Source organism: Paenibacillus sp. NPDC056579 (assembly GCF_042793215.1).
Lineage (GTDB): Bacteria > Bacillota > Bacilli > Paenibacillales > NBRC-103111 > Paenibacillus_S.
In genome coordinates this window covers 1,370,494-1,383,993 of the sequence record NZ_JBHTVD010000001.1, presented here as the reverse complement: position 1 = coordinate 1,383,993, position 13,500 = coordinate 1,370,494, and the positions used below count along the sequence as shown (strand labels likewise).

The 13,500-nt window shown below is 48.1% G+C and carries 10 protein-coding genes; all 10 read left to right on the top strand.

The genetic code is table 11. From position 1 onward, the window contains the following. Nucleotides 1–23: 23 nt before the first annotated feature. A complete protein-coding gene (locus ACFQ88_RS06260; RefSeq protein WP_379452981.1) occupies nt 24–1,634 on the top strand; it encodes an arylsulfatase in 1,611 nt (536 codons plus the stop codon). 396 nt (nt 1,635–2,030) lie between these two features. Beyond that, complete coding sequence (locus tag ACFQ88_RS06255) at nt 2,031–2,954, top strand: AraC family transcriptional regulator (RefSeq protein ID WP_379452979.1); 924 nt, start codon at nt 2,031–2,033, stop codon at nt 2,952–2,954. 305 nt (nt 2,955–3,259) lie between these two features. Then, nucleotides 3,260–4,597 carry an ABC transporter substrate-binding protein gene (locus tag ACFQ88_RS06250; RefSeq protein ID WP_379452977.1) on the top strand — a complete coding sequence of 446 codons (1,338 nt, stop codon included), beginning with the start codon at nt 3,260–3,262 and terminating at the stop codon, nt 4,595–4,597. A gap of 83 nt (nt 4,598–4,680) precedes the next feature. Further along, complete coding sequence (locus ACFQ88_RS06245; RefSeq protein ID WP_379452975.1) at nt 4,681–6,183, top strand: sulfatase family protein; 1,503 nt, start codon at nt 4,681–4,683, stop codon at nt 6,181–6,183. Beyond that, complete coding sequence (locus ACFQ88_RS06240) at nt 6,180–7,493, top strand: sulfatase family protein (protein ID WP_379452973.1); 1,314 nt, start codon at nt 6,180–6,182, stop codon at nt 7,491–7,493. Before ACFQ88_RS06245 ends, ACFQ88_RS06240 begins: the two co-directional genes overlap by 4 nt. Nucleotides 7,494–7,944: 451 nt before the next feature. Beyond that, the gene (locus tag ACFQ88_RS06235) at nt 7,945–9,237 is read left to right on the top strand and encodes a sulfatase family protein (protein WP_379452971.1); all 1,293 of its coding nucleotides are present in this window, start codon (nt 7,945–7,947) and stop codon (nt 9,235–9,237) included. Beyond that, nucleotides 9,234–10,532, top strand: coding sequence for an ABC transporter substrate-binding protein (locus ACFQ88_RS06230; protein ID WP_379452969.1), 1,299 nt, complete (start codon nt 9,234–9,236; stop codon nt 10,530–10,532). The genes ACFQ88_RS06235 and ACFQ88_RS06230 overlap by 4 nt, the downstream gene beginning before the upstream one ends. A 51-nt stretch (nt 10,533–10,583) precedes the next feature. After that, nucleotides 10,584–11,945 carry a sulfatase family protein gene (locus ACFQ88_RS06225; protein ID WP_379452967.1) on the top strand — a complete coding sequence of 454 codons (1,362 nt, stop codon included), beginning with the start codon at nt 10,584–10,586 and terminating at the stop codon, nt 11,943–11,945. Further along, nucleotides 11,942–13,312, top strand: coding sequence for a sulfatase family protein (locus tag ACFQ88_RS06220; RefSeq protein ID WP_379452965.1), 1,371 nt, complete (start codon nt 11,942–11,944; stop codon nt 13,310–13,312). The genes ACFQ88_RS06225 and ACFQ88_RS06220 overlap by 4 nt, the downstream gene beginning before the upstream one ends. Then, nucleotides 13,299–13,475, top strand: coding sequence for a hypothetical protein (locus ACFQ88_RS06215; protein WP_239624593.1), 177 nt, complete (start codon nt 13,299–13,301; stop codon nt 13,473–13,475). The genes ACFQ88_RS06220 and ACFQ88_RS06215 overlap by 14 nt, the downstream gene beginning before the upstream one ends. Nucleotides 13,476–13,500 lie beyond the last annotated feature (25 nt).

Below are 13,500 nucleotides of genomic sequence, written 5' to 3'. Positions count from 1 at the left end.
ATTGAAATCGGAGGGAAACAGGAATGAGTACTAAACCGAATATAATTGTAATATTAAATGACGATATGGGGTATTCGGACATCGGATGCTATGGCGGTGAAATCGATACGCCGAATTTGAACTCGTTGGCGGAGAACGGCATCCGGTTTGCCCAATTTTATAATACAGCCCGATGCAGTCCGACGCGAGCTTCTTTGCTCACCGGCTTGCATCCCCACCAGACCGGGATCGGAATATTGGTAAACGATGACGGACCTGAAGGCTACGCCGGCAATTTGAATGGAAAATGCGTAACAATTGCGGAGGTTCTTAGAGAAAATAACTATCGGACTTATATGAGCGGCAAATGGCACGTCGCTACAAATACGAAAACCGTGAACGACACATGGCCGATTCAGCGGGGATTCGACCGTTTTTACGGGATACTTGGCGGCGCAGCAAGTTATTTTCATCCGGGCACGCTTACCCGAAATAATGAAAATATTGAACACGAAGCGGAGCGCGACGATCAATACTATATTACAGATGCCATCAGCGGGCATGCGGCACAGTTCATTAAGGAGCATGTAAAAGAGCATCCGGATCAGCCTTTTTTCCAATACGTAGCGTATACTGCGCCGCATTGGCCTCTTCACGCGCGGGAGGAGGATATTGCGAAATATGCTGGAAGATTCGAGAAAGGCTGGGATCGGCTGCGGGAGGAGCGATTGGAGAGAATGATCGAAAAAGGCCTTATCGATTCATCGTGGAAGCTGACGGATCGAGATTCTGGACAGCCCAAATGGGATGATGTGGAGGATAAGGCATGGCAGCTTCGGCGAATGGAGGTTTATGCTGCGCAAATCGACCGGATGGATCAAGGTATAGGCACGATTTTGCAAACATTAAAGGAGACCGGCCAGTGGGAGAATACGATCATCTTCTTTCTTGCCGATAATGGTGGTTGTGCAGAAGAACTGGCACCAGGGGCGGGCGAGGCTCGAATCCGGAGAGGGATCGGCCGGGGGGAACGGACCAAAAATAACGAGCTTGTAGCCTTTGGAAATCGTAACGACATCCTGCCGGGAGCCGAAAATACGTATCAAAGCTATGGGGTAGCCTGGGCGAACTTGTCGAATACGCCGTTCCGCCTGTATAAGCATTGGGTACATGAAGGCGGGATCGCAACTCCACTGATTGTGCATTGGCCTGAGTCGATTACCGATCCAGGCGCTATCAGGCATACTCCGGGCCAGCTAACGGATATTATGGCGACGATACTTGAAATTTCGGGCGCCAGTTATCCGGCGACATATAAAGGCAGACCCATTTTACCCTTGGAGGGGAAAAGCCTCATTAACATCATAGAGGGGAACACGTGGCCAAGCCGTCCCCTCTTCTGGGAGCATGAAGGAAATGCCGCCGTCCGCTTAGGCCAGTGGAAGCTGGTAAAAAAGTATCCAGGTGCATGGGAGCTTTATGATATGGAAACAGACCGTACGGAAACGAATGATCTTGCCGGCGTGCATCCCGGGAAAGTAGCGGAGCTAAGCAAAGAATATGACAAATGGGCTGACCGTTGCGGTGTCATTCCAAGAGATAAAATATTAGCTTTGAAAAAGGGCAGACCATCGGATCGAAAAGTAAATTCCTGATCGCTCTGTGATCTGAAGCAGACATTTAATACGTTTCCTAAAGTGGATTATGAAAGTGGGGGATTTACCTTTGATGAATAAAAGGAAAGCCCGAATAGGAGTAATATTTCTATTCGGTGCTATGACTGTGGCGTGGCAGCTACAAAGAAAATAAGATCGAAGCGTCGCCGAACAGACGATGAGCTTTATCGAACGAGGTACAGCGTAGGAAGCGTGTGGAACGCATTGACACTTCCGACAGAGCATGATACCATTTTTATACATACAGCATATATTGTGTTCAACCGGAACTCCGGAGACGCAGCTTTCCTTTCTTTTTTAAGGAGAGCTACGTCTTTTTTAGTTTCTTACTACCCTCTAGATATTTGGGCACGAATTAATGCGAGAGGTGAGCGTATGAAAGAGTACTTACAAGAATTTAGGGAGAGCTATCGCTACACACCATCGGATTTCGAAAAGCTGGGAGGGATTTGGCCGCTTCGGGTAGGACAAAACAAGGCGAAATCGAACTATATCGTGGGACCGCGGGTAATTGATTGTTATTCCCTCCACTTTATTATCAGCGGCTCACTTTTCCTTTCGCACGGAAATGAATACGTCAAATTGACACAAAATGATATCTTTTGTCTCCATCCCCATATAAAGTACAGCTATTCTATTGTTGAAGATGACCCCGATACGCCATTGCGAATGTTTTGGATGGCATTTAACGGAACCCAAGCTTCTCCCATGTTGAAGTATATCGACGTCTCAGAAGAACGACCCTATCTTCGGAACCGCATGACACCGGAATTGTTGACGTGGGTCAAAACATTGTTTCAGCTTATTGCGGAAAAGGAAAATAACGCGGTGATTAGACTGCAAGTCACTTTATACAATATTTTCAACATGTTAACTCCACTCACTGTGAATTCACCTGAGAAGGCGCATGCCAATGAATGGCTAAAAAAAAGCGTTGATTTTATCAACACGCATTTTACGGAAGGAATTACGGTAGCAGAGGCTGTTAGGGTAGCGGGCGTGCACCGTTCGCATTTTTACAATGAGTTTAATCGTCTGCTCGGTATGAGCCCTATGCAATATTTGATGAAGCTTCGTATGGAAAGAGCCAGCGGGATGCTCAAGAATACAAGGTTGAGCGTTACGGAAATATCGCTCTCTTGCGGGTACCTCGATCTGTATTCGTTTTCCCGAGCTTTTTATAATTATTATGGTCTGTCCCCATCCGAGTATAGGGCTGGCGTACCCGTTAAGGTTAATCCGATAGACGTCAGAAGTACAACAAAAAAACGAAATAAACAAAATGTCATTTTCTTATGATGTCGGACTGTTTATGTATCCGACTAATAACATGGGATTTCTATATGCAGCAGACAAAATGCCAAATCCAATACTACAAAGTGATATTACCCTTTTGCCATAGCTCATGTATGATAGTTTTGTCAATTATTTCCTACTATACAAATATGATTTAGCGGAATAGATGTGTTGACTGGACCCACCTGAAACACAAGAGGGAGAATAAGTTTCGAATTGGAATGAAGGGAGAGGATCCATTTGTTTCATAGAAGTAGAGTGCTTGTGCCTATACTGGCGCAATTATTAAGGAGGTGTTTTTCATAGTCATGGTCAAACGAATTGGTATACTGCTTATTATTACTGGGATTATCCTTTCATTGCTCGGCTGCGGAAACGAGGAGACGGTCCAAGGCAAGGGTGAGGAGCCCTTTACAATCTCTGTATACAAGACCGGGCTCAATTTAACCGAGACGGAATTCCAAACCTTTTTTATAGAACCGGTCAAGAAAAAATATCCTAACATTACGTTGAAACTGATTGTGGATGAGAAAGGCGCGACACCGGAGGAGCTTTTAGCTGCGAATTCGTTTCCCGACATCATTTTCACGAGCAATCCGTCGTATTTTCGGCTGCAAGGCTTGAACGTCGTGAACGGGCTCGACGATTTGGTGAAAAAAAACCATTTCGACCTAAATCGGATTAAACCGGTAATTACCGATTCGATCAAATTGTATTCAAGCAATAACGAACTGATTGCACTACCGTTTTCCCTTAATGTGGCCGCTCTTTTTTATAACAAGGACATCTTCGATAAGTTCGGCGTGGAATATCCGAACAAAGTCATGACCTGGGAGGAGACGTTAAGACTGGCCAGACAGCTGACCCGAACTGAAGGCGGGATAAATTATGTCGGTATCGATTTGACCGGGCCGACGAATATTGCACGCGGTCTGTCGTTGCCTTTGATTGATCCGCAAACCGGAAATGCGGCTGTGCAAAGCGAGCCTTGGGTGAGGGTGTTTCAGTTGCTGAAGGAATCTTACGAAATTCCGGGGTATATCGGAGAAAATGACCGTCATACTTATGGTAATAAAGCTTTCTTGCAGGAACGGAATTTGGCGATGCTGCCGAACTGGCTCGGGGGCTTAATCGGACCTTTGCAGGAGCTGAGCCAGCAAGGAACCGGGCTTAATTGGGATGTGGCACCTCTTCCGAATTTTCCGGAAGCTATCGGAACGGGCAGAGAGATCGACATCCACTCAATGATGCTTTCCAAACTGAGTCCGCATAAGGAGCAGGCGTTCCAGGTGATGACGTATATGCTGTCGGAGGAGGTTCAAAGGATCATCGCCAAATCGGGACGGATGTCCGTTCTCGATAATCCGCAGCTGGAGAAGGAATTCGGGACTGAACTGGAAAGCCTGAAAGGCAAGCAAATCGAGAATGTGTTCAAAGCGCTACCCAGAAAGCTTCATATTCCGAGTGAATTCGACAAGGACGTGGCTACCAAAAAGCTGGAAGATGCCGCCAAAGAAGTCGCGACCGGTAAGGCGGATGTCAATTCCGCGCTGCGAAATGTACAGTCCGCGATTGATAAAGAGATTCAATCGCTGAAGGCAACCGATCGCACTATATCCGTTCCGGCGGAGGAAAAGAAACCATAAGCAAATAACTTAACCAACCCTCCAAACCGAAGGTAATGCGCCGACGCTGACTTAGGCAGGGTTCATAACAAGGAGGAATGTTCTTGGCTGCCGAAAACCGAAACTTTATCTTTTTCTTTCCTGACGAGATGCGTGCCGAAAGTTTGTCTTGTTACGGTCATCCTCTCGTGAAAACGCCCAACTTCGACAGACTGGCCCATGAGGGAGTGCGTTTCGAGCAGTGCCATGTGCAGCATACGGTATGTTCTCCGTCCCGCTGCAGCCTGATGACCGGCTGGTATCCGCATACGGCGGGCCATCGGACATTGTGGCATTTACTGCGACCTCATGAACCCAGTTTATTCAGGTATTTGAAGCAAGCAGGTTATCGGATCGAGTGGTTTGGTAAAAACGACCTGTATTCAACGGAATACTTTCGGGAATTGGGATGCGACTTCAGTACAACCGGGAAAAGTACCCTAACCGATTCAAACCCATCCGATAGCTTCGTGAGAGAAAATACGTTCGATCCGGAAGATCCGGCGTACTACAGCTTTTTGTTCGAGCCGAAGGGAGGCAGCGGAACGGAAACAGCCGTGAAGGTTCAAAAAGCAACTCAATTCCTCCGTTCGCAAGATGCAAAAGAACAGCCGTTTTTTCTCTACTTGCCGACGGCGATGCCGCATCCGCCATATGCGGCACCTGAGCCTTTTCATAATATGTACGATCCGGATGAGCTTCCGGAGCTGCGTCCGCCGGTTGCGGGTAAGCCAGGTTTTTATGAGAAAATTCGATCGTATAGACGACTGGATCAATTACCGGGGGACGTACTGAAAAAAATTCAGGCGGTCTATTTAGGTATGATCAGTCATGTGGACTTTTGGCTCGGCGAGCTGATGAACGCACTTGAAGAGAGCGGCCTGGCCGATTCAACGACGATTATTGTTTCTTCCGATCATGGGGATTGGGCTGGCGATTACGGTCTTGTCGAAAAATGGCCAAGCGGACTGGACGATACACTTACGAGAGTTCCGCTGCTGGTCCGCAGTCCGGGATGCACGGCTAGTCATATCGTGAAGGAACAGGTTGAGCTGTTCGATATTATGGCAACCGTGCTTGATATGGCTGGAATTGAAGCAAAGCACAACCATTTTGCCCGTTCTCTCGTTCCTCAACTTCACGGACAACCTGGCGATCCGAGCCGGGCGGTGTTTGCCGAGGGCGGGTACGATTTGCGGGAGGAGCACTGCTTCGAGGGTCGGCCCGATCGAATGTTTGACGGCTTTTTTCGTGACGAGAAGCATATTTATTATCCGAAAGGAAAGCTGCAGCAAGATTATCCGGAGTCCGTATGCCGTGCTTCGATGATCCGTACGCAAGACTACAAGCTGGTACGGCGCACGGCAGATTTGAGCGAATTATACGATTTGCGCAGAGACCCCCGCGAACTGAATAATGTGTATGGCCACACATCTTATAGGACGATACAGGCGGAGCTGGAATCACAGCTGCTGGACTGGTTCATCCATACGGCCGATGTGGTGCCGATGGACGAAGATCCCCGCGGTTTTCCGAAAGCAAGTCGCGAAAGGAGCAGATCCTTATGAATATCGTTTATATCCATACTCACGATACCGGCCGCTATATCGAGCCATACGGACATAAGGTACCGACGCCACGGCTGCAAGCTTTTGCCGAAGAAGGGATTCTGTTCCGGCACGCTTACAATGCGGGCCCAACCTGTTCGCCAAGTAGATCCGCTTTGCTGACAGGCATGGCTCCCCATTCGTCGGGAATGCTTGGCCTTGCCCACCGAGGATTTGAGCTAAGCGATCCAAACCGGCATCTAGCCTCGTTTCTAAAAAACCATGGATTCGAAACGGCTCTGTGCGGCGTTCAGCATGAAGCCCGGCAGCCCGAACAGCTCGGATATGAGCGTATATTGACAACTCCAGGAGGAAGCAGCAAAAGAGAAGGACAATGGGATATGGAGAACGCGCATAAAGTAGCTGAATATTTGAAGACTCGAAAGCCAGAAACACCGTTTTTCCTATCGTACGGCATGTTCAGCACACATCGGGAGTTTTCTGAAATCGACGGAGCTATTAATCCGAACTATGTGCTTCCGCCTTTTCCACTCACAGACACAAAGCAAAACCGGGAGGATATGGCTGCCTTTATAAGCTCTGCCATGACGGTAGACCGGTGTGTAGGCATCGTCCTCGATGCACTTCGGGAAGCCGGGCTGGAACGAGATACGTTAATCATTTTTACTACGGATCATGGAATTGCGTTCCCGCGGATGAAATGCAATTTGTACGATACGGGAATCGGCGTATCACTGATCCTCAAAGTTCCAGGGATAACCAATGAAGGTGGCCGTGCGATTGACGCGCTCGTTTCACAGCTCGATCTCTTCCCGACGATTTGCGATATGCTGTCAGTCAAAAAGCCTTCGTGGCTGCAAGGACATTCACTCCTCCCGCTGTTAAAGGGAGAATCAGAAAGCATACGGGACGAGATTTTTTCGGAGGTCACTTATCATGCCGCCTATGAACCGATGCGGTGCATACGGACGAATCGATTCAAATACATCAAGCTATTCGACGACCACAACCGCCACGTGCCTGCGAACATCGACGACGGCCCGGGCAAAACGTTTATGCTGGACAATGGGATGCTGAAGGAAAAGAAGGAGCACGAGATGCTGTTCGATCTAAATTTGGATCCGGTTGAACGTGTGAATCTGATCGGTAATGCCGAATACGGATCCGTTTATCGCGACTTGTCGGAACGTCTTCGTACCTGGATGGAGCGTACGGACGACCCGCTGCTGCTCGGGAAAGTACCCGCTCCAGCAGGGGCGAGAGTAAACCTGCTAAGCAGTATAAGTCCGAGGCAGCATGAATACGAATGATACCTAGGCGGAGATGCAGCGTTTCGCGTACCGTTGTCGCTTGAAAAATTCAATGATTTCCAGGTTAACAATATAAAATAAAATATATTAAAAAAACACCGCTTTTGGTGTTTTTTTGTTTTGTCAAAAAACAACCAACTGGAAACCGTCGAGCGATCCACAAAGCAGATAGACGTACTCGAAGTTTTCAACTTCGGCACACGGAGTCAACAAAATGAAAAACGCAATCCAACATAATGATATTTTCATCATTGCATGAAATGATTTATGATTTCATTAATTCCGATAATTATTATAGGATTAATTAAATTGGAGGTAAAGCTCAAAACGGAAGCGTATGAAGCAGCGGCCTGATGGAAATACACCGAATTTCCGAGGCCTTAACATGTGAAGATCAACGTTTTGGTCTCTTTACTTTTCAACTTGTTTCTATAAAGGAGTGAAAGATGAAATGTCAATCAAGTCATTGCCGAATCTTGTTTTTATTTTCGCGGATCAATTTCGAGAGGAGTCTTTACCTACCCGGGATCCGGATGTCATTGCGCCTAATTTGCAACGACTGATTGACGAAGGGGTCTCTTTGACTCGAACCTATACGTCCAATCCTGTTTGTACGCCTGCCCGGGCTTCGATCATTTCCGGTCTCTATGCTCATACTCACGGTCTCATTACAAACAACCTGCGTTTGCGCACCGATATAACTTCAATTGCGCATATATACCGCAATCATGGATACCAGACCGGCTATATTGGCAAATGGCATTTGGACGGGGAGGAGAAGCCGGGCTTTGTACCACCGGGCCCGAGAAGGCAGGGCTTCGATTACTGGGCTGCATTTAACCGCGGGCACAACTATTGGAATTCGGTCTATTACCGGAATGAGGCCGAGCCGATTCACGAAAACGGTTATGAACCGGATTATCAAACCGATCTGGCGGTCAGCTTCATAGAAAATAACAAGGATCGGCCTTTCTGCTTATTTATGTCTTGGGGTCCGCCTCACACTCCTTTTTATCCGGCACAAGGGAGAGACGCCCGCTGGGGAGATCTGCGGCCGGAGAGCATTCATTTGCGGCCCAATGTACCCGATACGGAAGCGGAGAAGGCAAGGGAGGAGCTGGCAGGCTACAATACGCATATTACCGCCTTGGACGATAATTTGGGGAAAGTCATCGATAAATTGGACATTCTTGGCTTGAGCGAGAATACCATTCTGGTATTCTCCTCCGATCATGGAGATATGCTCGGTTCCCAAGCATTGTACCGTAAAGGACAGCCGCTCGAGGAAGCGATACATATCCCGTTTATTCTCAAATATCCTGACAAACTCGGACGGGGATTGGAGAATGACGTGTTGTTCCATACCGTTGATTTCATGCCGACGCTGCTTGCTCTATCCGGTCTTGAATGGCCCGATGCGGTTCAAGGCAATGACCTCTCACAAGCCCTTATACACAACGATCCGACGCTCGGACCGGAGGCGGTATATATACAAGGGAAAATGGGCAAGGCGGAAGAATTCCGCGCGGTCCGTTCGAAGCATCATCTGCTCGCGGTTAAATTGTCCGATTTGCAAACCACGCATCTGTACGATACTACAGAAGATCCTTTTGAACGAAGCAATAAAGCCGGTCATCCTGACAATGAGGAATTAGAACGGCAATTACGTAATCTTCTTTTTCAATTTGCCTCTGAAACAAAAGATAAGCTCGTCACCGAGCGCATAGAGGAGACCTCTTCATGAAACACACATCTTTGATCGCAGTATTATCTGTCCTTATCCTGGCCAGTTCCGGATGCAGCGGTCGCGTGGAACCGTCCGGCGGCTCCGGTGGTTCCGTCGTTGCCGATAATGAGCCGGTCAAATTAACGATGTACCAGCGCGGCGCCAATATCAGCGATGAAGAATTCCGCGTCTTGATCGCCGAACCGGTGAAAAAGAAATATCCGTATATCGACATTGAACTCATTCACGCGGACAAAGACAAAACGCCGGAAAGCTTAGTTTCCAGCGGAGTTATGCCGGATCTTGTCTTCACGAATGCATTAGGGGTTCGAACATTCAATGAATTGAATGCAATGGAGGATTTGTCCACGTTGATCAAAGCGAACGGCTTTGATTTAAACCGTTTTGAGCCCAACGTTATCGAAACGATCAAATCGCTTGGAGCGCAAGGACAATTCTATGCTGTTCCGTTCTCCATTAATTTCACCGCACTTTTTTACAACAAAGATCTATTTGACAAGTTTGCCATTCCATATCCGAAGGACGGGATGACCTGGGAAGAAGTGATCGATTTAGCCAAGCAATTGACACGGCTCGATAACGGGCAGCAATATTATGGCCTTCACCCGGGCGGGGTCGAGCTTAAATCCGAGCAGCTTTCTCTTGTCTCCTTCGATCCGAATACGAAAAAAGCAACGCTTAGCGGTGACGGATGGGTGCGGATATTTCAAGCCCACAAAGCCGTTACGGATATTCCCGGCAACCAGCCGCCGAACAATCTCGCAGCATTTCAGATAGATCAAACATTGGCCATGTCTGCAGCGAAGGGTGCAAGGATTGGAGAGCTTGAGGACTTGTATAATCAAGGGAAAGCGCTCAATTGGGATTTGGTATCGTTTCCGACGTTCCGGGAAGCTCCCAGAATCGATGCAGAGGCGGCAACGCACATGCTGATGATGACTTCTACCAGTAACCATAAGGAAGCGGCATTCAAAGTGATGGAGGTTGTAACGGAGGAGGCGAACCAGTCGGAAATGAATAAACGTGGCCGCCTAACGAGCTTGAAGGATCCTAAAATTAAAGAGAACTTCGGCGCGAATCTCCATTCGTTGAAGGGAAAAAATGTGAAAGGCATTTTCTATAATACACCGGCGGTGAACCGCTATAATGACAAATTTACGGATCTTGCTAAAGGTCAAATTACGACGGCCATCAACAGGGTCATAAAAGGGGAAGCAGACATCAATACGGCGCTGCGCGAAGCGGAAGAGTTGGCGAATAAGCAAATTGAAACGGAACTAAAAAAACAGTAATCACGGTGGGGAGGTTACATGAAAAAAACGAATTTGGAGGACAGATGATCAATGAAAAAAGCCAATGTGCTTTATGTCTTTGCCGATCAATTAAGTATGCTGGCATTGAATATATATGGCGCCCATAATCGGGTATATACGCCGCATATTGATCAGTTGGCGCAGAAAGGCGTACGGTTTAAAAAAAGCTATTGCGTAACGCCGCAGTGCTCTCCTTCCCGGTCTGCCCTATTGACGGGTCTGTATCCGCATAAGACCCAGGTGATCGGAAATATGGGCACGATGCATACGGAACCGTTGGACCCGCAGCTTCCGAATCTTGGGAATCTGCTGAAAGCGCATGGCTACCGGACGGCATATTTCGGCAAATGGCATCTGGGACGTACACCTATAACGGAATATGGCTTCGATGTGACCGCCGATTTCCATAGCGATGATGAAGAAACGACCGACCATGCGCTGAGCTTTTTGGAACAACAAACCGATGCTAAGGATCGTCCATGGCTCTGCATGGTTTCTTATAACAATCCTCATGATATTTATCACGTCGTTCGAAATAAGCTGGACGGGAAACCATTGGACACTTCCCTTATTCGCCTGCCGGATAACTTTACGGACGATTTGTCGACAAAGCCTGCCGCACAGCGGTTGTTTCGGGATGAGGATCAAGGGAAACCGCTTAAATCATATGCGGATAAAGATTGGAAATATTATTTGGCCTATTACTACCGGCTTGTCGAGGAGATCGATCGTCAATTCGGCCGGATCGTAACGAAATTGAAACAAACAGGACTGTACGAAAGTACGTTGATCGTATTTACGTCCGATCATGGTGACTTGATGGCAGCTCATCGTACGCCATATAAGGGTCCTATGATGTATGAGGAGTTGGTAAGAATTCCGCTGATTTACAGCTGGCCGGGTGTTCTTCCCGAGGGTGCGAGCCGGGATCAACTGACGGTGAATGCCGATCATCTGCCGACGATCATCGATCTGTTGGGTTTTGAAGCTCCCGCACAGCTGGACGGAGTCTCCTTGAAGGCAAGCTTGTTTAACAGGGAAGCTCCAAGCCGTGAATATGTTGTCATGCAATATTATTCCAAACAAAAATGGATCAATCCCATTCGTAGTGTGACAGATGGAAGGTACAAATTCAATAGATACCGCAGTGGTGAAGAGGAGCTCTACGATCTGTCAACCGATATCGCCGAAGTAGATAATTTGGCTAATCATCCAGAGTACAGAGATATCAAAAATCGATTCGCACATGAAATTTCACGTTGGATGGAGCTTCATCAAGACCCGTTCACCCAATATGTCCGGACGGACAGGGAAGGAAATCGGGTGGAGGAAACGAACAGCATCACACAATCCTGCGTAAGATCGTTGAAAGGAGCGATTGATCGATCATGACCAGACCTAATATATTGTTGATTACAGCGGACGACCTGAACTACAACTCACCGGGCGTTGCAGGCTGCGGAATACCCGGTGTTACGCCGAACATCGACCGCTTGGCTCAGGAGGGCATCCGGTTCGTCCATGCCCATGTGAACATCGCTGTTTGTCAGCCTTCCCGTTCAGTGCTCATGACGGGTAAATACCCGCATCGTAACGGGGCGATAGGCTTCGGGCCCATTGATTCGGACGTCGTCACGCTGCCGGAGCTGCTCAAACGTGCAGGCTACCGCAACGGAATTATCGGGAAAGAGACACATCTGGCACCGGCCGAAAAATTTTATTGGGACGCATCGATTCGCACTGTAGATGAGACGGGCGGTTATGGCCGCAATCCGCAAGTGTATTACCGGCACTCGAAGCAGTTTATCGAGGAGGCCGTTCGGGAGGACGTACCTTTCTTTCTCATGGCCAACTCTCACGATCCCCATCGGCCTTTTGCAGGAAGCGAACAGGAGATCAAAGCCTTTGGCCGGCATACGGAAGCAACCCGTCACTTTACTCCGGAAGAGATAGAAGTTCCGGGATTCTTGCCGGATCTTCCGGAGGTTCGCAAAGAGCTCGCTCAATATTTTACATCCGTTCGTCGGTGCGACCAGACGGTCGGTGAAATTTTAAGAGCGCTCAAGGAATCGGGACAGGAGGATAACACGCTGGTCATGTTTTTAAGCGATAACGGCATGGCCTTTCCTTTTGCCAAAACGAATTGCTATTTGACAAGCACCCGTACGCCATGGATCGTTCGATGGCCGGGCAAAATCAAACCGGGAACGGTGGATGATCAGCACTTTATTTCCGGGATCGATTTTATGCCGACGATTCTGCAGGCAGCCGGCCTGCCTAAGGAGAGGGGGGGAGACGGCCGTTCCTTCAGAGATCTGTTGCTTGGCAATACGCAGCCGTTTCGCAACAAGGTGTTCACTGTATTCAATCAGACCTCGGGGAAACGCAATTATCCGATGCGCTGTGTGCAGAATAAAAAATATGGCTACATCTATAACGACTGGTCCGATCAGGAAAATGTGTTCGTGAACGAATCGCAAAACGGCTTAACCTTTAAAGCGATGCAGCGTGCTGCGGAGATAGATGCAGCTATATCCGCGAGGGTCCGTCTATTTCAGTATCGGGTAAAAGAAGAGCTATATGATTTCGAAAAGGACCCCGATGCATTGATTAATTTGATCGATGATCCCCAATACGGGCATATCGTGAACGATATGAGACAAGAGCTGCTTTACACCATGAGCTCGACATACGATCCCGTTGCGGATTCCTTCCGGGCCTTCTTAGCGGACCAGACGCCGAAATTTGGAATCCATTGACTACACAGAAAATACGAAAGGAGAATCATTAAGCTGCAACCGGATCGACGATCCCGGGTATCAAGAGGAAGTTAAGGAGTACGTCGAGGCGCTGTCTCGCTGGATTCTGTTCGAGGAGCCGCCCCCGGTTCATACGGACGAATCCGCAGCTACGATTGTTTAATCCGAATTGTTTTCTATTTCGATCA

What these genes read in the sequence shown, in the direction of transcription:
- ACFQ88_RS06230 (WP_379452969.1), top strand. Translation starts at nt 9,234, where the DNA reads ATGAAACACACATCTTTGATCGCAGTATTATCTGTCCTTATCCTGGCC.
- ACFQ88_RS06255 (WP_379452979.1), top strand. Translation starts at nt 2,031, where the DNA reads ATGAAAGAGTACTTACAAGAATTTAGGGAGAGCTATCGCTACACACCA.
- ACFQ88_RS06250 (WP_379452977.1), top strand. Translation starts at nt 3,260, where the DNA reads ATGGTCAAACGAATTGGTATACTGCTTATTATTACTGGGATTATCCTT.
- ACFQ88_RS06220 (WP_379452965.1), top strand. Translation starts at nt 11,942, where the DNA reads ATGACCAGACCTAATATATTGTTGATTACAGCGGACGACCTGAACTAC.
- ACFQ88_RS06260 (WP_379452981.1), top strand. Translation starts at nt 24, where the DNA reads ATGAGTACTAAACCGAATATAATTGTAATATTAAATGACGATATGGGG.
- ACFQ88_RS06240 (WP_379452973.1), top strand. Translation starts at nt 6,180, where the DNA reads ATGAATATCGTTTATATCCATACTCACGATACCGGCCGCTATATCGAG.
- ACFQ88_RS06235 (WP_379452971.1), top strand. Translation starts at nt 7,945, where the DNA reads ATGTCAATCAAGTCATTGCCGAATCTTGTTTTTATTTTCGCGGATCAA.
- ACFQ88_RS06225 (WP_379452967.1), top strand. Translation starts at nt 10,584, where the DNA reads ATGAAAAAAGCCAATGTGCTTTATGTCTTTGCCGATCAATTAAGTATG.